Here is a 26,740-nt window from a genome sequence, read left to right on the forward strand (position 1 = left end):
GCGTCGGCGTCCGGGGCCTTCACCGTGCCGCCCAGGATGTCCTTGACGACGCTCTCGGTGGCCGCGTCGGTGAGGGTGCCGTCGGCCTGCACGGGCCGCCCGGACCGGCCCGCACCTGATACGGCCGAGGAGCCCTCAGCTCTCCTTCACCTTGCCGTCCACGACCTCGACGCGCCGCGTCGTCCGCACCGCTTCCAGCATGCGGCGGTCGTGCGTGACGAGCAGCAGCGTCCCGGTGTACGACTCCAGGGCCGACTCCAGCTGCTCGATCGCGGGCAGGTCGAGGTGGTTCGTCGGCTCGTCCAGGACGAGGAGGTTGACTCCCCTGCCCTGGAGCAGCGCGAGCGCCGCCCTGGTCCGCTCACCGGGTGAGAGGGTCGTCGCAGGGCGCAGCACATGGTCCGCGCGCAGGCCGAACTTGGCGAGCAGGGTGCGGACCTCGGCCGGTTCGGTGTCCGGGACGGCCGCGCAGAACGCCTCCAACAGCGACTCCGAGCCGTGGAACAGCTTGCGTGCCTGGTCGACTTCCCCGACCACCACGCCCGAGCCGAGAGTCGCGTTCCCGGAATCCAGCGGGAGGCGGCCCAGGAGCGCGGCGAGCAGGGTCGACTTGCCCGCCCCGTTGGCACCGGTGATCGCGACCCGGTCCGCCCAGTCGATCTGCAGGGACGCCGGGCCGAAGACGAAGTCGCCGCGTACGACCTGCGCCTCGCGCAGCGTTGCCACGACCGAGCCGGAACGGGGCGCGGAGGCGATCTCCATCCGCAGCTCCCACTCCTTGCGGGGCTCGTCGACGACATCGAGGCGTTCGATCAGGCGCTGGGTCTGCCGGGCCTTCGCGGCCTGCTTCTCGCTCGACTCGCTGCGGAACTTGCGGCCGATCTTGTCGTTGTCGGTGGCCTTGCGGCGGGCGTTCTTGACGCCCTTGTCCATCCAGGAGCGCTGCATCTGGGCGCGTCCTTCGAGGGCCGCGCGCTTGTCGGCGTACTCCTCGAACTCCTCCCGGGCATGCCTGCGCGCCCTTTCGCGTTCCTCCAGGTAGGCCGCGTACCCACCGCCGTACAGGTTGATCTGCTGTTGGGCCAGGTCGAGTTCGAGGACCTTGGTGACGGTGCGCATCAGGAACTCGCGGTCGTGGCTGATCACGACCGTGCCCGCGCGCAGTCCGGAGACGTAGCGTTCCAGCCGCTCCAGACCATCGAGGTCGAGGTCGTTGGTGGGCTCGTCGAGCAGGAAGACGTCGTAACGGGAGAGCAGTAGGGACGCCAGTCCGGCTCGGGCTGCCTGGCCTCCGGAGAGCGCGGTCATCGGCAGGTCGAGCCCGACGGTCAGCCCGAGGTCGGCGGCGACCTCCTCGGCGCGCTCGTCCAGGTCCGCGCCGCCGAGGGCCAGCCAGCGTTCCAGCGTCTCGGAGTAGGCGTCGTCCGCCCCCGGCGCCCCGTCGACCAGCGCCTGCGTGGCGGCGTCCATCGCGGCCTGGGCGTCGGCGACCCCGGTCCGGCGCGCCAGGAACTCCCGCACCGTCTCCTGCGGACGCCGCTCCGGCTCCTGCGGGAGGTGACCGACGGTGGCGGTGGGCGGGGAGAGCCGCAGCTCGCCCTCGGCCGGCCGGTCGAGTCCGGCGAGCAGTCTGAGCAGGGACGATTTACCGGCGCCGTTGACTCCGACGAGACCGATCACGTCACCGGGGGCGACGACGAGGTCGAGCCCGGCGAAGAGCGTGCGGTCGCCGTGTCCGGCGGCGAGGTCCTTGGCGACAAGAGTGGCAGTCATCGGGGTCGATCCTAGTCGGCCTCCTGGGCGGCCTCGCGTGACTCCTTCAGCGCCTCGTACCGTCCGGCTGCCGCCCGCGCCGGTCGGGTCCTCACACCGGTCTCGCGTCTGCTCGATGCTTCGTCCAGGTCCGCACCGCGGCGGCGACGAGGGCCAGGACGACGGTCGCGATTCCCGAGGCGGCCAGCACCTGCCGGGGTCCCAACGCGGCGGTGAGGGGGCCGCCGAGTGCGGTACCCACGGGCGCTGCGGTGAGAAGGGTGGCGCCTCGGGCGGCCAGGACGGTGGTCAGCCAGGTTGCCGGGGTGCGGTCCTGGAACAGGGTGAAGGACAGGGCGGTGAAGGGTCCGTAGATCACACCGCCCAGGGCGAAGCACACGAGGGAGACGGAGGCCGACACCCCCAGACCGAACGGCACGAGGGTCAGGCCCCAGCCGACGACGATGCCCAGGGTGACCGGCCAGAGCGGGAGCCTGCGCAGGGCGCCGACTGCCAGGGCGCCCAGCACGGCCCCCACCCCGAAGAACGTCCAGTACAGCCCGAGAAGGCTTGCGCCTGCGTGGAGATCAGCGGTGACATGCAGGGGGAGCGCGACCTCCACCGGTCCGTAGAGGAAGTTGAAGAACCACGTCACGGCGAGAATCCCGAGCAGTTCGGGCTGCCGACGCAGCACGTGCAGGCCGGCCGCCGATCGGCCCGTGTCGATCGGCGCCGCTGTCGCTGCCACCTCGTCCCGGTCGCCCAGTCGTCCGACCCCGATGGCCAGGACGGCGAAGGACAGGGCATCGAGGCCGATGATCCAGGCGGGACTGACCACGGTCGCCAGGAATCCGGCGAGGGCTGGGCCGACGATGACGGACGCCGAAGTGCTCGAACTGACCAGTGCGTTGGCGGCCAGACGCTGCTCCGGAGGAAGCATCTGGGCGATCAGGGAGTACTTTCCCGCACTGCCCCAGGCGTGCAGCACCGACGATCCGGCGAGCAGGACGACATAGATAACCGGGTGCAGCACTCCCGACACCCAGGCCAGGGGCACACAACCGAGCAGTAGAGCACGGAGCCAGCTGTCCACGGCCAACAGCCGCCGCGGTGGCAGACGGCGCAGCCACCGGCCGAGGAACAGCGCGCCGACGACCCCGGGAAGGGCATAGGCGGCGACCGCGGCGCCGACCATGGGTCCGGACTGACCGGGTGGCGCGATCAGGACAGCCAGCCACGCCACGGTGACCACACTCATCCCGTCACCGACGTCGGAGGCTGCCATGACGGGCAGAAGCCGCCGGAACCCGGCGTGAGCGAAGAGCGGCTGATACGTGCGGGGCAGCAAGCGAGTTGCCGGTGGGAGAGTCACCCGGTCAGACTTGTGGTTCAAGCGCGCTTGAAGTCAAGGGGGATCGGTGCGAGAGGTGGGCATCGGCGACCTCGCACGGCAGGTCGGCATGAGGCCGTCTGCCCTGCGGTACTACGAGAGTATCGGCTTGCTGCCACCGGCCCGGCGAGTTGCTGGCCGGCGCGTCTATCCGGTCCGCACCGCGCGCCGCATCGCACTGATCCGGATGGCGCAGCGGGCGGGTTTCACGCTGGCCGAGATCCGCCAACTACTGGACGCCGAGGCGGACCGGGGCATCACCCGGCACTGGCGCACTCTCGCCGAACTCAAGCTTCCGGAGCTGGACCGGTTCATCCAGGAGACGCAAGCCCTTCGGAACGCCGTCGCCGACTGCCTCGCCTGTGCCTGCATGAACTTCGACAGCTGTCAGCTGCTCACCCACGACGACAGCGAACGGACCTGATATCGCCTCCGCCTCCGGACGGCCTGCACGCCGTCGGCAGCGCACACCACATCGCGAGCGTCGACGGCCGGGCCGCCGCAGCCTGAGGTCATAGGCGGCTACGGGAGCCGGCGGGCACCTATGGCGTCCCGGTCGTTCTCGGTGAGCGTGTCGGTCAACCGCTTGCTGCGCACCAGTGCGCAGATCTCGTCGTACCGGTTCAGAACGCTGCGCAGGGCGAAGGCGTACTCCTGGGCTGCCCCGGCAAGCCCGGCAGACACGGCAGCAGGACCCGCCGAGGCGAACCACAGGACAACCGTCGATCAACTCACCTGCAACAGATAGGAATTGCCGACAGAAATGGCATGCCCGTGGCTCAACAGACGCCGTGGTTCATGATGGCCGGATGGCGATCGTGTGACAGCTGGGGCCATGGACACGACCCATGGACCGGTCGCTCCATAGGGTCTGTACGACGGTCCAAAAGACCTTCCGCCCCGACGACTTGGAGCATTCGTGCACCGCAGACTCATCGTCCCGAGCGCACTCGCGGCCTTCCTCCTGCTGGCGGTCCCCGCCTCCGCCGCCGAAGGCACCGTGGGCGCCCCGGGCATCGGCGATCCCTACTATCCGGTCAGTGGCAACGGCGGCTACGACGTCTCCCACTACGACCTGCGCCTGAAGTACCAGCCGGCGACCGACCTACTGGAGGGAACGGCGACGATCCTCGCCACGACCACCCAGGAACTCTCCCGGTTCGACCTCGACTTCGGGCTGGACGTCTCCGAGGTACGGGTGAACGGCAAGAAGGCCGGTTACGCGAGGAGCGGCGACCAGGAACTCGAGATCACCCCGGCGGCGACGCTGCCCAGGGGCAAGGCCCTGTCGGTGGTCGTGCGGTACGCGGGGAAGCCGTCCGAGCTGAAGATCAACGGCTGGACCTCCTGGGTCCACACCCCGGACGGCGCGGTGGCCGCGCAGGAGCCGGAGTCCGCCGTGTGGTGGTTCCCCAGCAACGACCACCCGCTGGACAAGGCAACGTACGACATCTCGGTGGCCGTGCCGGACGGCCTCCAGGTGATCAGCAACGGCGTTCTCCAGTCGCAGAGTTCGAAACTCGGCTGGACCCGCTTCAACTGGCGCTCCGCCAAACCACAGGCGACGTATCTGACGACGCTCGCCATTGGCAGGTTCGACATCACCACGGACACCACGTCCGACGGGCTGCCGGTCATCAACGCGTACAGCGAGGATCTCGGCGCGAACGGTGGTGCGGCGCGCGCCAGCATCGAGCGGAGCACCGAGGTCGCCGAGTGGCTGACGGAGCTCTTCGGGCCGTATCCCTTCGACGCGCTCGGCGGGTACTCCCCCAACGTGACCAGTGGGTTCGCTCTGGAGACCCAGACCCGCCCCTTCTACAGCCCGCGGCAGTTCGCGAACGGTGCGAACGTCTCGGTCGTGGTGCACGAGCTGGCGCACCAGTGGTACGGCGACAGTGTGTCCGTCAAGGGCTGGAAGGACATCTGGATCAACGAGGGCTTCGCCCGCTACAGCCAGTGGCTGTGGTCGGAGAAGGAGGGCGAGGGCAGCGCTCAGGAACTGGCGGACTACACCTACGTCCAGCACCCGGCGGACGACGCCTTCTGGACGGTGAAGCCGGGCGACCCGGGCCCTGACAACCAGTTCGACACGGCCGTCTACGACCGGGGTGCGCTGGCGATCCAGGCGCTGCGCAACGAGGTGGGCGACGAGACGTTCTTCGAGCTGCTGAAGGGCTGGCCGGCCGAGCACGCCTACGGGAACGCGAGCGTGGCGGACTTCGTGGCGTACGCGGAACGCGTCTCGCACCAGCCGCTGGCCGACCTCTTCGACACCTGGCTGTTCCAGCCGACGCGGCCCGAGGCCCCTGCGGTGGCCGGAGCGCGCGCCGCGGTCGCGCCCGCGCAGCCGGTGTCGTGGAAGCAGATCGCGGCCACGAACACCATGCACGACCACCGCTGACGGTCCCCGGCGACCACTGACGGCCGAAGGAACGGGTCCGGTTCGGGTCCGGGCGTCCTCGCCCGGGCCCGATCGGTGATCAGGCCGGCGTCCCGGGCCCCCGTCCGAGCTACCGGCCGCCCCGGGTGGCCGCGCGGTGCGCCGCCCGCGCCCTGCGCGCGTACGGCAGATAGCGCAGCCGCTCGGGCAGTACGGGAACGACACGGCGCACCACCCCGCAGAACCGGCGCAGTCGGCGTTCCTGCGCATCCGTCCACTCCAGCCCGATCGCCTCCCGTGCGTCCGGGGGCATCAGCCCGATCGTGACGAAGCGGCGGAACCGGGCCAGCGGCGGGAACAGCACCGGCCACAGCACCCTCAGCAGCAGCCGGACCGGCAGCGGCCCGCGGTCGGGCGGCGGCACGGGGCGGTCGGTGGCGATCAGGTCCTCGACGACGACGGTCCGCTCGATCTCGTCGGCCAGCACCTTGTGGAAGTACGGCCAGAACTCCTCGATCGTCGGGGGCATGTCCCGGTCGCGGATGCCGAGAACCCTGCCCACCTGGAGCCACTCCCGGTACAGGGCCTGTTCCTGCGCGTCGGTCAGCGGTCGGAGGAGATAACGGGCGGCGTGCTGGTACACGGGGAAGCCGGTGGCGTGCACCCACGCGTAGTTCTCGGGCGACAACGCGTGGTAACGGCGCCCACGGGTGTCGGTGCCCTGGATGGTGCGGTGCAGCCTGCGGAGCCTGCGCCCCTCCTCGGCGGCTTCCTCTCCCCCGTACACCCACAGCTGGAGCGAGCGCAGCGACCGCTCGCCACGCCCCCACGGGTCCGTGCGGAAGACGGAGTGTTCGTCGACGCCCGCGCCGACCGCGGGGTGGGCGACCTGGAGGGTGAGGGCCGCGGGCAGCATCAGGAGCGCGCGGATGTCGCCGGAAATGCTCCAGAGCACGCCGCCGGGCGGCGGCGGGGCGGGGGTGTCGCTTCCGGCTGCTTCGGTGTTCATGGGGGCTCCCGACGGTCGGCGGGGCGTCCGGCTCGGTGCCCGGCCCTGCTGCGATCCAGTATGCGACCGCTCCCGGGCCGGTGCGCAGAGCGTCTCGGGTTCCGCCCTCTGTCGACATCCTTCGACCTGGTTGACGTGAGCCATGAAACAAGTCGATAGTATTTGTATCTTTGACTCCCTGCATACGATGACTCGTCAATTCACTTGTAGATCATGGATGTTGGGTGTCCGAGCAGATGCAAGGCCCGTACGGAACCGGTACTCGGACAGGAGGGCGCACCATGGGCCGATACAGCCGCCTGCACAGGATCCGCCGGATGGATCCCACCCGCGATTACGCCGAGATCCTCCGGTTGATCTCGCAGTACGAGTTCCCCTGGGACTACCGACAGGGCGTGAGTGTCGCGTTCCTCCGCGACTACGGCGTTCCCCGGATATCCCTGCTCCTCGACCGCACCCAGGAGTTCGAGCGGTCCGGGCAGAAACGGTACGACGACACGGTGCTCATCGGTTACGAGATGGCCGCGGACGGATTCGACTCGGCCCGGGGGCGCGCCGCGGCGCGGCATCTCAATCGGATCCACGGCAAGTACCGCATCCCGAACGAGGACTTCCTCTATGTCCTCGCGACCACGGTCGTCGGCCCCAAACGCTGGATCGACCAGTACGGATGGCGCCCTCTGTGCACGCAGGAGGTCCAGGCGCTGGCGGAGGTCGGCCGGAAGATGGCGGCGATGATGGGCATCGAGGGGGCTCCTGACACGTACGAGGAGTTCGAGCAGCTCCTCGACGCGTACGAGAGGCAGATGTTCGCCTACGACCCGGCCAACCGAAGGGTCGCGAACGCCACGTTCAGGATCATGGCGAGCTGGTACCCGAGACCGCTGCGCCCCCTGGTGGCGCGGTTCTCGCTGGCCGTACTGGACGATCCGCTGCTCCTGGCGCTGGGGTTCCGCCCGCAGCCGCGCTGGGCGCGGTCGTCGGCCGCGCGCGCTCTGCGGCTGCGCGCACGGTGCGTACGGCGGCTGCCCGCCCGGCCGAACTGGCTGCCTTCGCGCCCGCAGCCGCGTTCGTACCCCTTCGGCTGGCGCCTCGACGACCTCGGCCCGCACTGGGCGCGCAACCGCCCCCTGGAGCCGCTGCCCGACGAGAAGGAGGCGTTACCCCGTACGCGTTGACCCGCCTCACCCAGCAGTCTGTTGCGCGGCGGTGAGCAGCGGCACCAGGTAGCAGCGGGCGAATGCCCGTACCTGCGTGTCGTCGTCGAGCTCGAAGGAGCTGACGGGGTTGAGGAGGAAGGAGACCGTGATCCGCACCATCAGCTCGGCCACCGGGGTCGGATCGCTCACCGGCCGGCCCTCGGCGCGCGAGGCATGGAGCAGCCGGTCGGCCAGGTAATCGCGAATGGCGAGGAAGGCCGGCCCGCTCTCCAAGGTCAGGAACGGGAGCATGATCTCGGGCTCCAGCCTCAACAGCCCTCCGATGAGAGGGTGTTCACGCAGGTGACCGAGGACGGCGACGAATCCCTCGACAAGCCGGTCCTCCGTCGTGGGCAGAGCGGCCACCGCGTCGTCCACTTCCATGACGAACCGCCGGTACTCGCGCAGCAGACAGGCCGAGACCAGGCTGTCCTTGTTGCCGATCCGCCGGTAGACCGTGACCCGCGAGACCCTGGCGCGTTTGGCGACGTCGTCGACGGTCGAGCGGCGCAGCCCGAAGGTCACGAACTGCTCGCGCGCGGCGTCGAGGATCTGCTCGCTCAGCGCGTCCGACGGCGGTGTCTCGCCGAGGACATGGGCCAGCAAGGTCTCGTTCGTTGTCCGTGCCTCCACAGGCCCTCCCCGTCCACCGTTTCCGCCCCACCTTAGAAGCAGACACAGAGTGACGTGAACCGTGTCCCTGTGACGCTTCCCTGCTCCGCGTACTCGCGGACGATCCCTTCCCGAAACTGGGCATGTGCTCACGCTGCCTCGTTCGGCAGCGCCGGACATCCGGCTTGCCGAGGAAGCTGTTCCCTGGACTGTCTCTTGGACCGTCCGTGAGATCGTCGTGCTCATGGTGGAGTCCTGGGTGATCGATGACGGCAGCGCCGTCCCTGTGCCGTCAGAGGTGGTGTGGGAGACGCTTCGGGCCAGGGTGGACAGAGATCTGCTCGAGACCTGGCTGACCAGTTCGTCCGGTCGATCGCTGTCCTTCGTGACAAACACCGAGCGGGCGATGGTGATGCTGCTCGACGGGGAGGGCGATCCCGGCGAGCATGCCGTGGACCCGGGAGCCGAGGGATCGAGCGTGGGGTTCGTCCTCTCCAACGGGCAGCACGACGAGTACCCGGACCACGACACCGTGCCCATCGATGAGGCGTTCAGGCTCGTGGAACACATGGTCGGAACGGGATCCTGGCCCGCGGACGCTCGCTGGGTTGTCGATCGCTGAGACAGCGGCTGCCGCCGGGACCAGATGAGGATGGCGGCGGGGTGGAGTGTGGCCTGGTAGGCGACGGCGAGCTTGTCCGTTCACATGACCGGGCCGCGCCACCGTTTGAGCCAGTTGATGCATCACTCGGCTGTGTTCCGCTGCTTGTATGCCTCGGCATCGAAGGCCGGTGGGCAACCTCCGGCCGGGTCTTCGGTCTCCCGGGCCTGGCACGCCGCTGCCCAGCACCATCTCTTCAGCCGCGTGATCGGCCAGCTCTATCACTGCGTTCAGAAGCGCGGTCTCCTCGATGAACAATCCGCCTTCAGGGCGCCGCTGTTGGTAGAAGTGACCGTGTTACCAGCAAAGAATTCTTGCCCACGGTGGTGGCAGCAGCCGATCATTCGTCCATGAGACCCGAAGTCCAGACCTTCGTAGCCGGCGGCCCGCTCCCCGACGAGGACTCCACGGAAGAAGAGATCGACAGGCGTGACCAGCAGCTCCGTGCTATCCCCAAGCCGGTCACGGAGGAGGAAGCCAATGCGCTCGTCTCCTGCTTCGGCCCGGACAGCTGCTATGGCGTCGCCTGGACGCTCTTGCACCTCATCGAGACCGGACCGAACCCCGTCCTGACCGCCGCTCCCGGGCCAGGCGCCAACGAGTGGCACCAGCGGCGCTACGACCGCGCCGGGTTCGGAGAATTCATCCCCCGAACGTGACGGCATAGCAACATGAGGGTCTGTCATAACGAAATAATCCAGTGAGGTGACCCGGCCCCGGGAAATCCCGCGCGCCGCGATGAGTCCTGCCGCGTCCGGCAGTCGTACGGCCGAACCCGTTACCGAGGAGGTCTTCTGATGCGCAGCGTGACCTATTCGATGAGCCCTTCACTGGACGGCTACATCGTCGGGCCGGACGGTGGCTTCAACTGGACGGCGCCCGACGACGAGGTTTTTCGCTTCGCCACCGACGAGGTGCGAGCGCTCGGCGTCCACCTGTTGGGACGACGGCTGTACGAGGCGATGCTGTACTGGGAGACCGCCGACCAGGATCCGTCACTCGACGACTTGAGGCTCGAGTTCGCCGCGATCTGGAAGCGGCTCCCCAAGGTGGTGTTCTCCACCACGCTGTCGCAGGTGCAAGGCAATGCCCGCCTTGCCTCTGGCGGCTTGGCGGAGGAGATCGAGCGGCTGCGGGCCGAGACAGGGGAAGGCAACATCGCGATCGGCGGCGCGACTCTCGCGGCGGAGGCGGCCGCGTTGGGTCTGATCGACGAGTACCGGGCCAGGGTCTATCCGGTGCTGGTTGGCGGTGGCATTCCGTACTTTCCCCAGCACGAGCGCCGGGCGGATCTTGAACTCATCGAGACCCGCACCTTCGGCTCGGGAGTCGTCTACCTCGGCTACCGCGTGGCACGCTCGACCGTGTCTGACGAGTGATCACCGATCTCGGGCGTGGTGCTCGGCGCAATGTTCTTGCCGTGCTGACATCAGTCAGCGATTCTTAGTCGGTGCCAGGACAGCGGAAGAGGAAACAGCGGCAAGAGGCCGGGAGGCAGCGACTGGCTGCTCGCACTGCGCCGGACGTCGGACAGTGGGAAGTGATCCTTGAGACAAGGGACCACGTAGAGCTGCGCGCGCACGTGCGCCGTCTTCAGGAGGCGCGGCTCGACGAATCGCTGATCCGGATCGACACGCTGTGTCGGCGCCCAGTGGAGGAGAGCACCTTTCGGCTGAGCCGGTTCGTGGCAGACACCGTGCCCGAGTCGGACCGCGAGCCTTCTGATCACTGATCCTTGGAAGTGTCGCTGCGCGTTGGCGGACGTGGCGTGGGAGCGGGTGACGCCCTTGTTGCCGCGAATGGATGGGCGCGGTCGTCCGTAGAGTGACCATCGCCAGGTGGTCAACCGTGTGCTGTGGCGGCCGAGGACCGGGGCGGCCGAGGACCGATCTTCCACAGGTCGTTGAGGGCGAGGGCGGCGCGGGCCTCGGACCGCGCCCGTGCGACAGCCCACCGCACCGATGGACCCCACAAAACCTCAGGTTGAACGGCTGGACGGAGCGAAGAGGTACCGGTCCATCATGAGTGCCGCGTCGGCGAGGATCTGGGGGTCGCCGACCGGGTCCTCCCGGAAGGCCAGGTCGAGAAGGTTGCTGCCGACCTCCACGGCGAGCCGAGCCCGTCGGCGTGACTCCGTGGTGTCCGGCATCGCATACCCGCGCACGAGCGTGCTGTGGAGCCGCTCGGCGATCGCGAGGTCCGTCTGCCGGGTATCTGCTTTCAGTGATGCGATGCGCGGTCCGTGGTACCAGACGCGGCGGTAGCCGGGCTGCTTTCGGAAGCGGTCGGCGTAGGCGGTGAGCAGCCTCTCCAGCAGTTCCTGCGAGCTCTCGGGCAGACGGTCCGCGGTGATCCGCTCGACCATCTGGACGTCGAGTTGCAGCCAGCGGCGTACCAAGGAGGCGACGATCGCTTCCTTGTCGCCGAAGTACCGATACAGCACACCGATGGAGACGCCGGCTTCGGCGGCGATCAGTTTGGTGCCCAGGTCCTCGTAGGGAGTCGTCTCCAGCAGCATGGCGGCTGCCTCGAGGATCCGGGCGACCTTCTCTCGGCTGCGCTGCTGCTGCGGTTCATACATCTGCTCAGCCATCTGACTCCTTGACACATCACCAAAACGCGAACCAGAGTCTAGTTCATGTTTTTCTCCAGGGGGACCTCACACACGAAACCAGACCCTGACTTCCAGCGGCTCTGGGCCTCGGTCACCGTGTCCAGCCTCGGCGACGGAATGCGCTTCGTCGCCCTACCGCTCCTCGCCGCTCAGCTCACCTCCGACCCACGGCAGATCGCGGCCGTATACCTGGCGGAGCAACTGCCGTTGCTGCTGTTCGGTCTCTTCTCGGGCGCCTTGGCGGACCGGGTCGACCGCCGCCGCATCCTGTGGCTCGTCGACGCGGTCCGAGCCCTGACCATCGGGGCCCTTGCCGTCGCAGTAGCAGATCACTCGGTGACGATCCACCTGCTGGTGGGCGTCGGTTTCCTGCTCGGTCTCGGGCAGACCCTTTACAACGGGGCCTGGTCGGGAATGGTCCCGACGCTGGTTGCACCCACCGATCTCACGCGGGCCAACGCCCGCCTGCAGGCGAGCTCTCTCGTAGCCGACACTCTCCTGGGAACTCCGCTGGGTGCGCTGCTCTTCGGCGTCGCTGCTGCACTCCCCTTCGCTGTCGATGCGGTCTCTTTCGCCGGGGCTGCCGCGCTGGCCCTCATGCTCCGCGGCAACTTCCAGCCACCGCCGCCTGCGGGCCCGAGCACAGGGGGAACACTGTGCCGTGACATGGTTCACGGGGTGCGCTGGCTCTGGCAGCATCGCCTGCTGCGCCGACTCTGCCTGGCGTCCGGGATCACGAATCTTGTCGGTGCCGGCCTGATCGCGATTCTGGTGCTCTACGCCCGGCAGGTCCTGGGGCTGGGCAGCCTCGGCTTCGCCCTCCTGGTCGCCTCCTTCGCGCTCGGCGGAGTGGCGGGGGCAGCCGGAACCCCTCGCCTGACCGCACGTTTCGGCAATCAGCGCGTGCTGAAACTGACTGCCGCAGGGACTGCGATCGCCGCCGCAGCTGCTGGCCTCGCACAGTCAGGCCCCATGGCTGCCGCGTGCATCGCCATGTACGGAGCGGCGACCCTGGCCTGGAACGTCACAGCCGTGTCGCTGCGCCAAGCCCTCGTGCCCTCCGAGTTACTGGGACGTGTCGCCATGGCCTACCAGATGGTCATCGGGGGTGGCACCGCACTCGGCGCTGCCGCCGCGGGCTTCGTCGCTGACTTCTTCGGGCTTCGAGCTCCCTTCTTCGCCGGAGCTGTCCTTCTGCTCGCAGCCGGCCTGATCAGTACGCGCATCACCGGGGCGGGCACGCTGCCCACCCAGAGAGCAGCGGCGTTCGATGGCCATGTCCCGGAGCAGCGGCAGCGCAGCGACGGACCCGCATCCGAAGCGGAGGACCACTGACTCCGCCCGGCGAGGGCCTTGAACCAACTCCGGCCGGGTCTTCAGCGCTGTGGGACGACGCACGGATGCCGCAGTGCACTTCAACAACAGTGCTGAGACAGCAATACTGTTGAACCTGATGGATGCACAAGACGCAGCAGTTCGCCGCTGGGTCAGGACGCAAGGAGCAGACATGGCGACCGGGACCGAGGACCCGACGCTCACCGTCGACGAGCTGGCGGCACGGGCCGGTGTCACCGTACGCACCGTGCGTTTCTACAGCACCCGGGGTCTGCTGCCGCCGCCGGTGATCGGTCCGCGTCGCGTCGGGCACTACGGTCCCGAGCATCTCTCCCGGCTCGCGCTCATCGAGGAGCTTCAGCATCAGGGCATGACGCTGGCTGCGATCGAACGCTACCTGCAGCAGTTGCCGCCGGATCTGAGCGCGCACGATCTGGCGATCCACCGGGCGCTGGTGGCGTCCTGGGTCCCGGACGCGGCGGAGGACGCGACCCGGGCGGAGCTGGAGCGGCGTGCGGGCCGGACACTGAGCGGGCAGGACCTGGCGCGGCTGGCCGCGATGGGGGTGCTGGAGCGGGCCGAGCCGACCGACGGCAGGTACCGGGTGGACCCGGGGCTGCTGCGGCTCGGGGTGGAGCTGCTCGGTGTTCCGATCGCGCACGAGACGATCCTGGCCGCGCGGACGGTGCTGCTGGAGCACTCCCGGTCCGCCGCGCAGGAGCTGACCCGGTTGTTCCGGGACGAGGTCTGGGGTCCGTACCGGGAGCGGGAGTCGGACCCGGAACACCTGGCGGCGATGAAGTCCTTGTCGGCCCATATGCAGCCGATGGTGCTCCAGGCGCTGGTGACCGCGTTCCAGCGGTCGTTGAAGGAGGAGCTGCGGGCCGCGTTCACCGAGGAGTGAACACGGCCCGCGGGGTCGCCGTCAGTCGTGGAAGGTCTCGCCCTTCTCGGCCTTCTGCACGAGGAGGGCGGGCGGCAGGAAGCGGTCGCCGTACGTGGCGGCGAGTTCCCGGGCGCGTGTCACGAAGCCGGGCAGGCCGCCCTCGTACCCGTTGATGTACTGGAGCACGCCGCCGGTCCACGGCGGGAAGCCGATGCCCATGATGGAGCCGATGTTGGCATCGGCGACGGAGACCAGGACGTTCTCCTCCAGGCAGCGGACGCTGTCCAGCGCCTCGGAGAACAGCATCCGCTCCTGCATGTCGATGAACGGGATCTCCGTGCCGGGCCCGGTGCTGCGCCCGTCCGGGGAGCGGTCCCCGGAGTTCTTGAAGTGCTCGCGCAGTCCGGGCCACAGGCGGGTGCGTGCGCCGTTCTCGTCGTACTCGTAGAAGCCCGCGCCGCCGCTGCGTCCCGGGCGGTCGAACTCGTCGATCATCCGGTCGATGACCGCGTCCGCCGGGTGGGCGGTCCAGGTGCCGCCGGCTTCCTCGACGGCCCGCCTGGTCTCGTTGCGGATCTTGCGGGGCAGGGTGAGGGTGAGCTCGTCCATCAGGGAGAGGACCTTGGCCGGGTAGCCGGCCTGGGCCGCGGCCTGTTCGACCGATGCGGGTTCGACGCCCTCGCCGACCATGGCGACGCCCTCGTTGATGAACTGGCCGATGACACGCGAGGTGAAGAAGCCGCGTGAGTCGTTGACGACGATCGGCGTCTTCTTGATCCGGCGGACCAGGTCGAACGCGCGGGCCAGTGCCTCGTCGCCGGTCTGTTCGCCCTTGATGATCTCGACCAGCGGCATCTTGTCCACGGGCGAGAAGAAGTGCAGCCCGATGAAGTCGGCGGGGCGCGTGACCCCTTCGGCGAGGACGGTGATGGGCAGGGTCGAGGTGTTGGAGCAGAGCAGGGCGTCCGGCTCGACGATGTCCTGGATCTCCTGGAACACCTTGTGCTTGAGCGCGGTGTCCTCGAAGACGGCCTCGATGACGGCGTCGCAGCCCGCCAGATCGGCCGGGTCGCCGGTCGGGGTGATGCGGGCCAGCAGCTCGTCGCGCTTGGCCTCGGTGGTACGGCCCCGGGCGAGCGCCTTGTCGAGGAGCTTCTCGCTGTACGCCTTGCCCTTGGCGGCGGCCTCCAGGGAGATGTCCTTGAGGACGACGTCGATGCCCGCGCGGGCGCAGGAGTACGCGATGCCCGCGCCCATCATCCCGGCGCCGAGGACGGCGACCTTGCGGACCTGGCGTTCCTCGATGCCCTTGGGGCGGCCGGCTCCGGAGTTGACGGCCTGGAGGTCGAAGAAGAAGGCCTGGATCATGTTCTTCGCGACCTGGCCGGTGACCAGCTCGGTGAAGTAGCGGGCCTCGATGGTCAGCGCGGTGTCGAAGTCGACCTGCGAGCCCTCCACGGCGGCGGCCAGGATGTTGCGGGGGGCGGGCATCGGCGCACCCGCGAGCTGCTTCTTCAGATTGGCCGGGAAGGCGGGCAGGTTCGCGGCGAACTTCGGGTGCGACGGGGTGCCGCCGGGGATCTTGTATCCCTTGACGTCCCAGGGCTGCTGGGACTCCGGGTGGGCGTCGATGAAGGCGCGGGCCTTGTCGAGCATCTCCTCGCGGGTGGCGGCGACCTCGTGGACCAGGCCGTTCTCCAGGGCGCGTTGCGGGGTGTACTGGGTGCCCTGGAGCAGGACCTTCAGCAGGGCGTCGGTAAGGCCCATCAGGCGTACGGTGCGGGTGACGCCGCCGCCCGCGGGCAGCAGGCCGAGGGTGACCTCGGGAAGGCCGATCCGGGAGCCGGGCGCGTCGAGGGCGATGCGGTGGTGCGCGGCGAGGGCGATCTCGTAACCACCGCCGAGGGCCGCGCCGTTGATGGCGGCGACGACGGGCTTGCCGAGGGTCTCGATGCGGCGCAGCGAGTGCTTGATGGCGTTGCCGGTGTCGAAGGCCAGCTGGGCGTCCTCGGGACCGAACTTGATCATGTCCTTGAGGTCGCCGCCCGCGAAGAAGGTCTTCTTGGCGGAGGTGTAGATGATGCCGCGGATGGAGTCCTTCTCGGCCTCGGCGCGGTCGGCGATGGCCGCGATGGAGTCCTTGAAGGCCTGGTTCATCGTGTTGGCGGACTGGTCGGGGTCGTCGAGTACGAGGGTGACGACGCCGGTCTCGTCCTGTTCCCAGCGGATGGTCGTGCTCTCGGTCATTGTGTTTCTTCTCCGTAAGCAGGGGTGGCCGGGGACGTCAGAGACGCTCGATGACGGTGGCGATGCCCATGCCGCCGCCGACGCAGAGGGTGGCGAGGCCGTACCGCTGGTCGCGGCGTTCGAGCTCGTCGATGAGGGTGCCGAGGATCATCGCGCCGGTGGCGCCGAGCGGGTGTCCGAGCGCGATCGCGCCGCCGTTGACGTTGACCTTGTCGAGGGAGAGATCCATGTCCCGGGCGAAGCGCAGGACGACGCCGGCGAACGCCTCGTTGATCTCGACCAGGTCGATGTCGTCGATGGTGAGTCCGGCCTTCGCGAGGGCCTTGCGGGTGGCGGGCGCGGGGCCGGTCAGCATGATGGTGGGTTCGGAGCCGGAGACGGCGACGGAGACGATCCGGGCGCGCGGCGTGAGTCCGTACCGCTCACCGGTCTCCTGGTTGCCGATCGCGACGAGGGCGGCGCCGTCGACGATGCCGGAGGAGTTGCCCGCGTGGTGGACGTGGTCGATCTTCTCGATCCAGTGGTACTTCTGCAGCGCCACCGCGTCGAAGCCGCCCATCTCGCCGATCGTGGCGAAGGACGGCTTCAGTGAGGCGAGCGAGTCGGCGGTCGTTCCCGGCCGCATGTGCTCGTCGTGGTCGAGGACGACAAGGCCGTTGCGGTCCTTGACGGGGACGACGGAGCGGGCGAAGCGGCCGTCCTTCCACGCTTCGGCGGCGCGCTCCTGGGAGAGTGCGGCGTACTCGTCGACGTCGCGGCGGGAGAAGCCCTCGATGGTGGCGATGAGGTCGGCGCCGACGCCCTGCGGGGCGAAGCCGGTCTGGAAGTTGGTCATCGGGTCCATCGCCCAGGCGCCGCCGTCGGAGCCCATCGGTACCCGGGACATCGACTCGACGCCGCCGGCGAGGACGAGGTCCTCCCAGCCCGAACGGACCTTGGCGGCGGCCAGGTTGACGGCCTCCAGGCCCGAGGCACAGAAGCGGTTCTCCTGGACGCCCGCGACGGTGTCCGGGAGGCCGGCCGCGACGGCGGCGATCCGGGCGATGTCGGAGCCCTGGTCGCCGAGCGGGCTGACCACGCCGAGAACGATGTCGTCGATGGCAGCCGGGTCCAGGCCGGGGAAGCGGTCGCGGAGTTCGTGGATGAGGCCGACCACCAGGTCGATCGGCTTGGTGCCGTGCAGGGCGCCATTGGCCTTGCCGCGCCCTCGCGGGGTGCGGATCGCGTCGTAGACAAACGCTTCGGTACTCAAGACAGCAGCCTTTCGAGGAGGATTGTGCGTCGGGGTCAGGCGAGCAGCGAGCGGCCGATGATCTCCTTCATGATCTCGGTCGTACCGCCGTAGATGGTCTGGATGCGGCCGTCGGTGAACGCCTTAGCGACTCGATACTCCGTCATATAGCCGTATCCGCCGTGGAGTTGGAGGCATCGGTCGGCGACGCGCTTCTGTAGTTCGGTGGCCCACCACTTGGCCATCGAGGCATGTACGGCGTCGAGCCGGCCTTCGGAGTGGTCGACGATGCACCGGTCGATGAAGGTGCGGGTGACGGTGCACTCGGTGGCCATCTCGGCGATCTCGAACCTGATGTGCTGGAGCTTGGAGAGCGGCCGCCCGAAGGCCTCGCGCTCCTTGACGTACTGCGTGGTGATCTCCAGCAGGTTTTCCGCGGCGGCGATCCCGGCGACGGCTATGCCCATCCGTTCCTGTGCCAGGTTGGTCATCAGATGGATGAAGGCGCCGTCCCGTTCACCGAGCAGGTTCTCCTTGGGCACCCGGACGTCGTGGAAGAACAGCTCGGCGGTGTCCTGGGACTTCTGGCCGATCTTGTCGAGGTTGCGGCCCCGCTCGAAGCCCTCGACGCCGCGTTCCACGACGATCAGCGAGAGCCCCTTCGCGCCGCCCTCCGGGGTGGTCCGGGCGACCACGACCACCAGGTCGGCGAGGATGCCGTTGGAGATGAAGGTCTTGGAGCCGTTGAGCAGCCAGTGGTCGCCCTTGTCCTCGGCAGTGGTGCGGATGCCCTGGAGGTCCGAGCCGGCGCCGGGTTCGGTCATGGCGATGGCGGTGATGATCTCGCCGCTGCAGAAGCCGGGCAGCCAGCGCCGCTTCTGCTCGTCGGTGCCGAGTCCGGTCAGGTAGGGGCCGATGATGTCGTTGTGCAGCCCGAGCGCGAGTCCCGGGGTGCCGGCCCGGGTGAACTCCTCGGTCAGTACGGCGCTGTAGCGGAAGTCGTCGGTGCCTCCGCCGCCGTACTCCTCGGGCACGGCGAGGCCGAGCAGCCCCTGCCGGCCGGCCGCGCGCCAGACCTCGCGCGAGACGATGCCGTCCTTCTCCCACTGCTCGTAGTGCGGCAGGACCTCCTTGGCGAGGAAGGTGCGCACGGTCTCACGGAACGCTTCGTGCTCTTCGGTGAAGATCTGCCGCTGCACTGCGGGCCTCCTGGAGCCAGTTCTGGACGGTGGGGACGGGCCGGGCGGGTTCGGGGCCGAGGGGGACGGTGCGGGACGGGAGCCCTCGCGCACCGGACGGCGGTGGGATTCGGGTCAGTCGGTGGTGTCCTTCCCGGGCCGCGTGAGACCGGGTACGTCCCACTCGGCGGCCACCGCCTCCGTGTCCGCGCCGGGGCGCGCCGGACCGCTGCGCACGGACGCGGGGGTCGCGGAGAAGCGGGGCGCGGGGGCGGGCTGGGTGAGTCCGCCGTGCTCGACGAAGGTGGAGCGGGCCACCAGGTGCGGGTGGCGGGGCGCCTCGCGGAGCGAGAGGACCGGGGCGACGCAGGCGTCGGTGCCCTCGAACACCTCGGTCCACTCCGCGCGCGTCCGGGTCCTGAACCGCTCGGCGACCAGGGCGCGCAGCTCCTCCCAACGGGCGATGTCGCCGCGGTCCGGGGCCTGGTCCTCGATGCCGAGGAGCCTGCTGAACTCGGCGTAGAACTGCGGTTCCAGCGGGCCCACCGCCATGGCCTGGCCGTCGGCGGTCTCGTAGGTGCCGTAGAAGGGGCAGCCGCCGTCCAGGAGGTTGGATCCGCGACGGTCCTGCCAGCCGCCTGCCGCCAGCATGCCGTGGATCATCATGGCGAGATGGGCCGCGCCGTCGACGATCGCCGCGTCCACCACCTGGCCACGGCCTCCGGGCGTACGCGCGTGCTGGAGGGCGGCCAGCACGCCGACGACGAGATAGAGGGAGCCGCCCGCGTAGTCGCCGACCAGGTTGGCCGGGACGGTGGGCGGCTCGCCGGGTCTGCCGATCATGGAGAGCGTTCCGGTCAGGGCGATGTAGGCGACGTCGTGCCCGGCCCGTTCGGCAAGCGGTCCGTCCTGGCCCCAGCCGGTCATCCGGCCGTACACCAGCTGCGGGTTACGGGCCAGCGCGGCGTCCGGTCCGACGCCGAGGCGCTCGGCGACGCCCGGCCGGTAGCCCTCGATCAGGATGTCGGCGCGCTCGACGAGATCGAGCACCGTGGCGGGCCCGTCCTCGGCCTTGAGGTCGACGAGCACGGAGCGTTTGTTGCGGTTGGTCAGGTCGTACGCGGGATCGATGCCGAGCCCCGGACCGCCGGGGCGGTCGACCCTGACCACATCGGCGCCGAGGTCGGCCAGGAGCATCGCGGCGAACGGCCCCGGTCCGATACCTGCCAGCTCGACCACGCGTACCCCTGCCAGCGGGCCGTGCTCTGTCGTTGCCATCGAGCCCCCAGCGGTGTGACACAACTGATGTAACAGCAATGATGCTAAGAATGCTCCGCGCTCCGCACAACCCCTTTGGCCGAGCAAGCGCTTAGCCCCTTCTCCGGGATCCTCCCGCACGATCGCCGCCCGGCTGCACACCGCCACGACCCCTCCGCTAACCTCTGCCTGCCCGATCGGCACCGGCCCCCCGCGGAGGCACTCTTGAATCGGCAGAACGGGGCACAACGCCCCTACGACGTAGTCCTCTTCGGCGCCACCGGGTTCGTCGGCACCCTCACCGCCGAGTACCTCGCCGCCCACGCACCGGCCGGCCTCCGCTGGGCCGTGGCCGGACGCAACCGGAACAGACTGGAGCAACTGCGTGAACGCCTCGGTGCGATAGATCCGGGCTGCGCCGATCTCCCGCTGCTGCACGCCGACGCGGACGACGCCCACGCGCTGCGCGACCTCGCCGAATCCACCCATGTGGTCGCCACCACGGTGGGCCCCTACCTCTGGTACGGGGAGCCGCTGGTCGCGGCCTGCGCCGAGGCCGGGACGGACTACGCGGACCTCACCGGCGAGCCGGAGTTCGTCGACCGGATGTTTCTGCGACATGACGCACGGGCCCGCGAGACAGGGGCACGGATCGTGCACGCCTGTGGTTTCGACTCCGTTCCGCACGACCTCGGGGTGTACTTCACCGTCCAGCAGCTGCCGCAGGACGTGCCGCTGACGATCGACGGGTTCGTCCGCACCAACGCCGGCCTCTCCGGCGGTACGTTCGCCTCCGCGCTCGCCTCGATGGGCCGGGGCCATCACCTGCTGCGCGCCGCGCAGGAACGCCGGCTGCACGAACCCCGTCTCGTCGCCCGCCGGGCCCGAGCCCGGCTCGGCGCCCCGCACTTCAGTCCGGAGACCGGCACCTGGGCCCTGCCACTGCCGACGCTGGATCCGCAGGTGGTCGAACGCTCGGCACGCGCGCTCGCCCGGTACGGACCCGACTTCCGCTACCGCCACTTCGCTTCCGTGAAGCATCTGCCCATGGCGGTGGGCGGCACGGCCGCGCTCGGCGCCCTGCTCGGCGCCGCGCACCTGCCGGCCGCGCGGTCCTGGCTGATGGACCGGTACGAGCCCGGCAAGGGGCCGGACGCGGAACGCCGGCGGCGCAGTTGGTTCACCGTCCGCTTCGTCGGCGAAGGCGGCGGGCGCCGGGTGTTCACCGAGGTGTCGGGCGGCGACCCCGGCTACGACGAGACGGCGAAGATGCTCGCCCAGTCCGCGCTCTGCCTGGCCCTGGACGAGCCGGCGCCGACCGCGGGGCAGGTCACCACGGCCGTCGCGATGGGGGACGCCCTGCTGGAGCGGTTGCGCTCGGCCGGGCTGCGTTTCCGGGTCGCGGCGGCGCACTGAACGGACCGCATCGCGAGGGCGCCCTGAACGGACCGGGTCCGGCGCGACACTGGCGCACGGTCACCGTCGTACGCCACAGTGGAACACTGTTTCCTTTTGGAGGTGTGTCGGGTGCGGTATGTCGTCATCGGCTGCGGCAATGTCGGCGGAGGAGTCGCACGGCTGCTGCGCGCGCAGGGGCACGAGGTGGTGGGCACCACCACCTCGGAGGAGCGGCGGGCGGAGGTGGCGGAGACCTGCGGTGAGGCGGTGGTGCTCTCCGGCCGGGACGTGGCGGCGGTGCGGCGTGTCGCCGAGGGGGCGGACGGGCTGGTGCTGACGGTCAGCCCCCGGCTGCGACGGGCCCTGGACCCGGCCTCCCGGGCCGCCGAGTACGCCGACGCACTGGTGGCGACGGCACGGGCGGCCGCGTCGGCCCACCCGCGGGTGGTGATGGCCGGGTCGGTCTCCGTGTACGGCGACGCCGCCGGCCCGGTCGTCGACGAGACCACGGCGCCGACCGAGGACGACGACGCCTCACCGCGCAGTTTCCTGGCGGCCGAGGCGGCGGTACTGGCGCTGGACGGCGGCGCGGTGGTCCGGCTTCCCGACGTCACCGGGCACCCCGGCGACCTGGATGACACCGCCCGGGTGAAGCTCGCCCACGACCACCTCGGCGGTGTCGTGCCGTTCGCGTCCGGGGCCCTGCGCCACCGGATCGACCACCGGGACGCCGCGGGCGCGCTCGCGTTCGTCCTGACCCAGGGGCTGACCGGGCTCTACAACGCGGTCCCCGATGCCACGGTGCCGCCCACCAACGCCGAGTCCTTCGGGAAGGTCTGCGCCGCCGCCGGGCTCCCCCCGCTCACCTTCGCGGGACAGATCCGTACCCCCGCACACCCGATCTCCTCCGCCCTGCTCCGCGGGGCAGGGTTCACCTTCCAGCACTCCTGAGACCGGCCCCGTTCGCCCCGGGGCCGGAGGGGACCGCGGGGCGAACGGGGGCAGTTCGGCGCGGGCCGGGCTCAGGCCGCGGTGTCGGGAACGGCGCGGTGGCCCGCCAGCGCACCGCCGAGGATGCGGCCGAAGGCCAGCGCGGGGGTGAGGCACATCCCGGAGCAGAAGGCGTTGCCGTTGACGGCTGCCGAACCGATCACCTCGCCCACCCCGTAGAGGCCGGGGATCACGCGGCCGTCCTCGCGGCGCACCCGCAGACCGGCGTCGACGTCCAGGCCGGCGAAGGTGATCACGGTGACCGGTCTGTTCTCCACCGCGTAGAACGGCGGCTCCGCCACGGGCGCGGGCAGATGGGTCCGGCCGAAGTCGGGGTCGTGCCCGGCGGCGACGTAGCCGTTGTAGCGGGCCACCTCGGCGGCCAGGCCGTCCGGGTCGATCCCGGCCAGGCGGGCGAGCGTGTCCAGGTCCGGCGCGCGGTGCAGGCCGAGGCGGTGGCCGCAGGCGGCGTCGAACTCCTCCGGGGTCCAGCCGTGCACCATCGGCCGGGACGAGCGGAGCGCCCGGGCGTCGAAGACCGTCCAGAAGGTCATCCGTTCCAGCAGGGCCAGGGCGCGTTCCTTGCGGTCGATGGACGGCTCGTCCTCCGCGGTCCAGCGCCTGCCGTGCACGTCCACGTACACCTCCCAGGGCGGCCGTTCGGGGGCGACGAGCTGCGGACGGTGGACCCAGTCCACGCGGAGGGTGCCGGGCTCGGGCGGCAGCCCGCCGAAGGTCGGCAGATACTTCCCCCGGCCCTGGATGGCCGCCCCCACCGAACGGCCCAGCCGGATCCCGTCACCGGTCGCGGTGGGCGCCGCCGACGTGGTCAGCGGCGCGTTGTCCAACTCGGCGAAGAGATCCGGGTCGTGACCGAATCCTCCGGTGGCCAGCACGACGGCCGCCCCGGTGAAGACCCGCCCGTCCTCGGTCCGGACCCCCGTCACCCGGACGTCCGACCGGTCGTCACCGCGGTCCGGGGCGGGGCCGGGACCCGTGGTGAGGAGCTCCGACACGCGGGCGCGGCAGTGCAGGCGGACCGCGCCGGAGACCAGGTGCGGAGCGAGGAGGGGGCGCAGCACCCGCAGGACGGCGGGGCCGCCGGGCACCTCCACGGCGTGGACGGTCCGGGGGACAAGGTACTGCTCGTGGCCGTGGACGATGCGCGGGGTCTCCGGATCGACGGCGAGACCCGCGTCGAGCAGCCACTCCAGCACGGACGGCTGCTCCGCCAGCGTCAGCCGGGTCAGGTCCTCGCGCCCGGTGCCACCGCTGATCCGGACGATGTCCTGCCAGTGCCGTTCGGGATCGTCCTCGATGCCGCGGGCCCGTTGGAGGGAGAAGCCACCGGCCGAGAGATGCCCGCCCGACCAGGGCAGCGCGCCACCGATGTCCTCGGCCTTCTCCAGGAGCACGACACGCGCCCCGCCCTCGGCCGCCGCGATCGCACACGCGATCCCGCCGGGTCCGGCACCCACCACCACGACATCCGTGTCCCTGCCCACTGCCCACCCCTCTCCCGTACCGGCCGCACCGTCGGACCGAGCGCCGAACGGACCGGCCCCGACCTCGGAATGTTCCGCTGCGAGAGACACGGTTTCCCACTGGGGCTGGGCCGGTCAAGATGCGTCCGCGCCGGATCACGCCCGGCAGGCCCTCAGGCGGTCGCCTCCCGCAGGGCCCGACGGCAGAGCGCGTCGGCCCTGCGGGTGGTCTCCGGCTGACGGTGGTCCCGGGCCAGCAGCAGGGTGTGGGCACAGGCGTTGTCCAGACCGGTCCGGTGTCCGACGGAGACGAAGACCGGTTTGACGCCGTCCTGGGTGCGCAGCGCCCGGCCGACTTCCTCCTCGCCGTCGAGCAGGGACGACCAGTCGCCCCTGCGGGGGCCGGGCGGCTCGTAGGAGAAGGTGAACGGGTTCTTGGCGACACCGATCACCGGGAGCCCGGTGATCACTCCGAGGTGGCTGGCCAGTCCGAAGCGGCGGGGGTGCGCCTGGCCGTATCCGTCACAGACCACGAGTCCGGGGTCGGTCGGCAGGGATTCCAGCGCGGCCAGCACGGTCGGGATCTCCCGGAAGGCGAGGAGTCCGGGGATGTAGGGGAAGGTGATGTGGCCGACGGCAGTGGCCTCGGCGACCACGTCGAGGGTCGCCTCGTCGAGGACGACGGCCGCCGCCGCCACGATGTCGCGTGCGTCGTCGTAGGCGACGTCGACCCCCGTGACCCGCCCGCTGCCGGGCGGCGGGCCCGGTTCGTCCAGCACCACCCGGGGGCGCAGGGCGTCCTGAACGGCTCGGGCCTCGGTTGCGTCGGCGGGCATCGGAAAAGTTGTCATAGTGCGGTCGAGGATAGGGACATCGGTACGGCCGCCGGCCCGGGCGGCCCCTCGTCGCCCACGGACCCGCGTGTGCAGTCGTCCGCGGCCCGGTGCGCCCAGGATGCACCGGCGATGAGCGGGTACGCGCTCCGTGCGGCGGTGTGCGGTGACGCACTTCACTCCGCCGCCCGGTGCACGGGCGAGGAGGTTTTTCCGTCTCTCTCGGTGCCGGGATCCGTTCATCCTGCCGAGCAGAGAGGGAACAGGACGTGTCCACCGTCATCGAGCAGTCCGTGCAGGCCCGCATGGTCGCATCCGCACCGCGGATGAAAACCCTTCCCGCCAGGCTTCGGTACGACCGGAGAGATCCCTTCACCGTACGCATGGCGTTTCCGGCCAGGGCGACCCTGGAAGGCACCGAGGTCTCCTGGGAGTTCTCCCGTGAACTGCTCGCGGACGGGTTGGAGTCGGCCGCGGGCGTCGGGGACGTGCGCATCAAGCCGTTCGGACGCGACCGGACGGCACTGGAGTTCCACGCCGCGGAGGGGGTCGCGATGGTGCACGTCCGCACCGCGGAGCTGCGCCGTTTCCTGGAGCGGGCACAGAAGCTGGTGCCGGCCGGCGACGAGCACCGGTTCCTGGATCTCGACCGGAGCCTCACCGATCTGTTCGGCGGGACCTGCTGACGGCTCGGAACATCGGCAACCGACAGGCCCTCACCGGTGCCGGGAGAGGCCAGGGCGCCATCCGGTCCGAGAGCGCGAGCGCGGGTGCGCGGTGGAGAACGGAAAGCTGGGTCATCGATGCAGTAAAGCCCAGGTCTTGCACCCTCCGGACGGAGTCAACGCGGGCGCCAGCCCCCAGTCCCCGCCCTGCGAGTCGACCACCGCCGCAAGCAACCACATGCTTTCGCTGCGACGCTGCCGGCAGGCCTCGGACTTCTCGGCCGAGTGATGGTTGGGGTGCTGGTCGTAGAGGGTGATGCGCAGCGCGTCGAACTGCCAGTGGACACGCAGCAGCATTTCCTGGTCCGGGGTGAACCGATAGGCGGATGCGACGAGTTCGGAAGCCGCGAGCACGGCCGTCTCGCGGAGTTCCGCGAGATCGTGACGGGTGAGGAGCTGACCGACGGCACTGCGCGCGAGCCCGGCACAGAAGGCACCACCCGGCAGTGCGAACGAATAACTGAGGTTGTCCGCCGCCGGCGGGCGCGGTCCGGCGGAACTCCGAGCCGGAAGACAACGCAGTGCGCCTTTCATCAAGATGCTCACTTTTCCGGGATTCATGATCGCGAACACACACAGGTGCGGTCGCCCCGTGTGAGACTGGCGTTACCAACCGTAGCTCACCCGGGAGCACAGTGCTACTACTTGTGATCTTCCGGCCATTTCGTTCATTCCCCTCCTAGGAAGGATGCGTTTCCGTGCCCCCCAGAAGTGCCCCGACCGCCCGACAGCAGCGTCTCGGGCACGAATTGCGCAAGCTGCGCGAGCAGTCGGGAATGTCGACACAGCAGGCCGCCGCGCTGCTCGGCGTCGACCGTACCCGCATCCCGAACATCGAGTCGGGCCGGTTCGGCATCAGCGCCCAGCGGGTCCGCACGCTGGCCTTCAATTACGGTTGCCCGGACTCCGGCCTGGTCGACCTGCTCGCCGAGATGGCCCAGGAACGCGCCGGGGGCTGGTGGGAGGAGCACCGCGGCCTCCTGCCCCCCGGACTGCTCGACATCGCCGAACTGGAGCACCACGCGATGGAGTTGAACACCGTGACCACCACGCACATCCCCGGCCTGCTGCAGACCGAGGAACACGCGCGGGCCGTCTTCGACACCGCCGATCCACAACTTCCTGGGCCCGACCTGGCGGCGCGGCTCTCGCTGCGCCTGCGCCGCCAGGAGGTACTGAACCGATCCCGCCCGCCCCAGTACGAAGCGGTGATCCACGAGGCGGCTCTGCGCATGCAGTTCGGCGGCCCCAAAGTGGCCAGGGAGCAGCTGGACCACATCGTCGAACAGTCCGAGCGACCCCGGATCACCGTCCGGGTGATCCCGTTCACGGCCGGCGGTTTCCCGGGCGCCGGACAGTCGTTCACCTATGCGGGCGCCGCGGTGCCTCAGCTCGATACCGTGCAACTCGACTCCTCGCACGGATCGATGCTGTTGGATTCCGACATGCAACTACGCCGGTATCGGGCTCTGTTGGACCGGCTGCGCACGCTCGCTCTACCGGTCGGGAAGTCGCGCGACTTCATCCGCTCCATAGCCCACGACCTCTGAGGAGAG

At 69.9% G+C, this 26,740-nt stretch carries 25 protein-coding genes and 2 pseudogenes; 13 read left to right on the forward strand and 14 right to left on the reverse strand.

Annotated elements, in window-relative coordinates; all coding sequences use genetic code 11:
* Positions 1–135 precede the first annotated feature (135 nt).
* Both AB0L71_RS12670 and AB0L71_RS12675 read right to left on the reverse strand, forming a co-directional pair.
* A complete protein-coding gene (locus tag AB0L71_RS12670) occupies positions 136–1,773 on the reverse strand; it encodes an ABC-F family ATP-binding cassette domain-containing protein (RefSeq protein ID WP_365241552.1) in 1,638 nt (545 codons plus the stop codon).
* 91 nt (positions 1,774–1,864) lie between these two features.
* Positions 1,865–3,037, reverse strand: coding sequence for an MFS transporter (locus AB0L71_RS12675; RefSeq protein ID WP_365241554.1), 1,173 nt, complete (start codon positions 3,035–3,037; stop codon positions 1,865–1,867).
* Positions 3,038–3,170: 133 nt separating this feature from the next.
* Here AB0L71_RS12675 and AB0L71_RS12680 point away from each other — a divergent pair, with 133 nt between their 5' ends.
* Positions 3,171–3,566, forward strand: a complete 396-nt coding sequence (locus tag AB0L71_RS12680; protein ID WP_365241557.1) for a MerR family transcriptional regulator — start codon at positions 3,171–3,173, stop codon at positions 3,564–3,566.
* A gap of 98 nt (positions 3,567–3,664) precedes the next feature.
* Here the strand turns inward: AB0L71_RS12680 and AB0L71_RS12685 are convergent, their stop codons facing one another.
* Complete coding sequence (locus AB0L71_RS12685) at positions 3,665–3,826, reverse strand: hypothetical protein (protein ID WP_365241560.1); 162 nt, start codon at positions 3,824–3,826, stop codon at positions 3,665–3,667.
* 235 nt (positions 3,827–4,061) lie between these two features.
* On the opposite strand from AB0L71_RS12685, the gene AB0L71_RS12690 reads away from it, so the two are divergent.
* Entirely contained in the window at positions 4,062–5,546 is a 1,485-nt protein-coding gene (locus AB0L71_RS12690) for a M1 family metallopeptidase (RefSeq protein ID WP_365241563.1), read from the forward strand.
* Between the two features lie 109 nt (positions 5,547–5,655).
* On the opposite strand, the gene AB0L71_RS12695 is transcribed toward AB0L71_RS12690, so the two are convergent.
* Positions 5,656–6,534, reverse strand: coding sequence for an oxygenase MpaB family protein (locus tag AB0L71_RS12695; RefSeq protein WP_365241566.1), 879 nt, complete (start codon positions 6,532–6,534; stop codon positions 5,656–5,658).
* Positions 6,535–6,815: 281 nt separating this feature from the next.
* On the opposite strand from AB0L71_RS12695, the gene AB0L71_RS12700 reads away from it, so the two are divergent.
* The gene (locus AB0L71_RS12700; protein WP_365241569.1) at positions 6,816–7,712 is read left to right on the forward strand and encodes an oxygenase MpaB family protein; all 897 of its coding nucleotides are present in this window, start codon (positions 6,816–6,818) and stop codon (positions 7,710–7,712) included.
* Positions 7,713–7,718: 6 nt separating this feature from the next.
* Here AB0L71_RS12700 and AB0L71_RS12705 read toward each other — a convergent pair whose 3' ends face one another.
* Positions 7,719–8,366 (reverse strand): TetR/AcrR family transcriptional regulator, encoded by a 648-nt coding sequence (locus tag AB0L71_RS12705; RefSeq protein ID WP_365241572.1) that lies wholly within the window; start codon positions 8,364–8,366, stop codon positions 7,719–7,721.
* A 124-nt stretch (positions 8,367–8,490) separates the two neighbouring features.
* Here AB0L71_RS12705 and AB0L71_RS12710 point away from each other — a divergent pair, with 124 nt between their 5' ends.
* Positions 8,491–8,967, forward strand: coding sequence for a hypothetical protein (locus tag AB0L71_RS12710; RefSeq protein ID WP_365241575.1), 477 nt, complete (start codon positions 8,491–8,493; stop codon positions 8,965–8,967).
* A gap of 14 nt (positions 8,968–8,981) precedes the next feature.
* On the opposite strand, the pseudogene AB0L71_RS12715 reads toward AB0L71_RS12710, so the two are convergent.
* A pseudogene (locus AB0L71_RS12715) lies at positions 8,982–9,152 on the reverse strand (IS5/IS1182 family transposase); the annotation flags it as partial.
* Between the two features lie 22 nt (positions 9,153–9,174).
* On the opposite strand from AB0L71_RS12715, the pseudogene AB0L71_RS12720 reads away from it, so the two are divergent.
* The 3 genes and pseudogenes from AB0L71_RS12720 to AB0L71_RS12730 all read left to right on the forward strand — a co-directional run.
* Positions 9,175–9,360: pseudogene (locus tag AB0L71_RS12720) on the forward strand (hypothetical protein); the annotation flags it as partial.
* A complete protein-coding gene (locus AB0L71_RS12725) occupies positions 9,357–9,665 on the forward strand; it encodes a hypothetical protein (RefSeq protein WP_365241578.1) in 309 nt (102 codons plus the stop codon). The pseudogene AB0L71_RS12720 and the gene AB0L71_RS12725, both read left to right, overlap by 4 nt.
* 138 nt (positions 9,666–9,803) lie before the next feature.
* Positions 9,804–10,385, forward strand: coding sequence for a dihydrofolate reductase family protein (locus AB0L71_RS12730; protein ID WP_365241581.1), 582 nt, complete (start codon positions 9,804–9,806; stop codon positions 10,383–10,385).
* A 599-nt stretch (positions 10,386–10,984) separates the two neighbouring features.
* On the opposite strand, the gene AB0L71_RS12735 is transcribed toward AB0L71_RS12730, so the two are convergent.
* Positions 10,985–11,599, reverse strand: a complete 615-nt coding sequence (locus tag AB0L71_RS12735; RefSeq protein ID WP_365241584.1) for a TetR/AcrR family transcriptional regulator — start codon at positions 11,597–11,599, stop codon at positions 10,985–10,987.
* Between the two features lie 45 nt (positions 11,600–11,644).
* On the opposite strand from AB0L71_RS12735, the gene AB0L71_RS12740 reads away from it, so the two are divergent.
* Both AB0L71_RS12740 and AB0L71_RS12745 read left to right on the forward strand, forming a co-directional pair.
* Positions 11,645–12,955 (forward strand): MFS transporter, encoded by a 1,311-nt coding sequence (locus AB0L71_RS12740; RefSeq protein WP_365241587.1) that lies wholly within the window; start codon positions 11,645–11,647, stop codon positions 12,953–12,955.
* A gap of 172 nt (positions 12,956–13,127) precedes the next feature.
* A complete protein-coding gene (locus AB0L71_RS12745) occupies positions 13,128–13,859 on the forward strand; it encodes a MerR family transcriptional regulator (protein ID WP_365241590.1) in 732 nt (243 codons plus the stop codon).
* 21 nt (positions 13,860–13,880) lie between these two features.
* Here AB0L71_RS12745 and AB0L71_RS12750 read toward each other — a convergent pair whose 3' ends face one another.
* The 4 genes from AB0L71_RS12750 to AB0L71_RS12765 form a co-directional block, all read right to left on the reverse strand.
* Positions 13,881–16,088 carry a 3-hydroxyacyl-CoA dehydrogenase NAD-binding domain-containing protein gene (locus AB0L71_RS12750; protein ID WP_365241593.1) on the reverse strand — a complete coding sequence of 736 codons (2,208 nt, stop codon included), beginning with the start codon at positions 16,086–16,088 and terminating at the stop codon, positions 13,881–13,883.
* A 37-nt stretch (positions 16,089–16,125) separates the two neighbouring features.
* Positions 16,126–17,340: an acetyl-CoA C-acetyltransferase gene (locus AB0L71_RS12755; RefSeq protein ID WP_365241596.1), complete on the reverse strand. Its 1,215-nt coding sequence runs from the start codon at positions 17,338–17,340 to the stop codon at positions 16,126–16,128.
* A 35-nt stretch (positions 17,341–17,375) separates the two neighbouring features.
* A complete protein-coding gene (locus tag AB0L71_RS12760; RefSeq protein WP_365241599.1) occupies positions 17,376–18,518 on the reverse strand; it encodes an acyl-CoA dehydrogenase family protein in 1,143 nt (380 codons plus the stop codon).
* A gap of 114 nt (positions 18,519–18,632) precedes the next feature.
* Positions 18,633–19,775 (reverse strand): CaiB/BaiF CoA-transferase family protein, encoded by a 1,143-nt coding sequence (locus AB0L71_RS12765; protein ID WP_365241602.1) that lies wholly within the window; start codon positions 19,773–19,775, stop codon positions 18,633–18,635.
* A 204-nt stretch (positions 19,776–19,979) separates the two neighbouring features.
* Between AB0L71_RS12765 and AB0L71_RS12770 the strand changes: the two genes are divergently transcribed.
* Both AB0L71_RS12770 and AB0L71_RS12775 read left to right on the forward strand, forming a co-directional pair.
* Positions 19,980–21,170: a saccharopine dehydrogenase NADP-binding domain-containing protein gene (locus AB0L71_RS12770; RefSeq protein ID WP_365241605.1), complete on the forward strand. Its 1,191-nt coding sequence runs from the start codon at positions 19,980–19,982 to the stop codon at positions 21,168–21,170.
* 111 nt (positions 21,171–21,281) lie between these two features.
* Positions 21,282–22,103, forward strand: coding sequence for an NAD(P)-binding domain-containing protein (locus AB0L71_RS12775; RefSeq protein ID WP_365241608.1), 822 nt, complete (start codon positions 21,282–21,284; stop codon positions 22,101–22,103).
* 71 nt (positions 22,104–22,174) lie between these two features.
* Here the strand turns inward: AB0L71_RS12775 and AB0L71_RS12780 are convergent, their stop codons facing one another.
* Positions 22,175–23,647, reverse strand: a complete 1,473-nt coding sequence (locus AB0L71_RS12780) for an FAD-dependent oxidoreductase (protein ID WP_365241611.1) — start codon at positions 23,645–23,647, stop codon at positions 22,175–22,177.
* Positions 23,648–23,799: 152 nt separating this feature from the next.
* Complete coding sequence (locus AB0L71_RS12785; protein ID WP_365241614.1) at positions 23,800–24,462, reverse strand: endonuclease V; 663 nt, start codon at positions 24,460–24,462, stop codon at positions 23,800–23,802.
* Positions 24,463–24,728: 266 nt separating this feature from the next.
* On the opposite strand from AB0L71_RS12785, the gene AB0L71_RS12790 reads away from it, so the two are divergent.
* Positions 24,729–25,145 carry an SsgA family sporulation/cell division regulator gene (locus AB0L71_RS12790; protein ID WP_365241617.1) on the forward strand — a complete coding sequence of 139 codons (417 nt, stop codon included), beginning with the start codon at positions 24,729–24,731 and terminating at the stop codon, positions 25,143–25,145.
* Between the two features lie 111 nt (positions 25,146–25,256).
* On the opposite strand, the gene AB0L71_RS12795 is transcribed toward AB0L71_RS12790, so the two are convergent.
* Positions 25,257–25,757, reverse strand: a complete 501-nt coding sequence (locus AB0L71_RS12795; protein ID WP_365241620.1) for an ATP-binding protein — start codon at positions 25,755–25,757, stop codon at positions 25,257–25,259.
* 125 nt (positions 25,758–25,882) lie between these two features.
* On the opposite strand from AB0L71_RS12795, the gene AB0L71_RS12800 reads away from it, so the two are divergent.
* A complete protein-coding gene (locus AB0L71_RS12800) occupies positions 25,883–26,734 on the forward strand; it encodes a helix-turn-helix transcriptional regulator (protein WP_365241623.1) in 852 nt (283 codons plus the stop codon).
* Positions 26,735–26,740: the final 6 nt, after the last annotated feature.

The sequence above is a fragment of the Streptomyces sp. NPDC052052 genome (genome assembly GCF_040680455.1).
GTDB lineage: Bacteria > Actinomycetota > Actinomycetes > Streptomycetales > Streptomycetaceae > Streptomyces.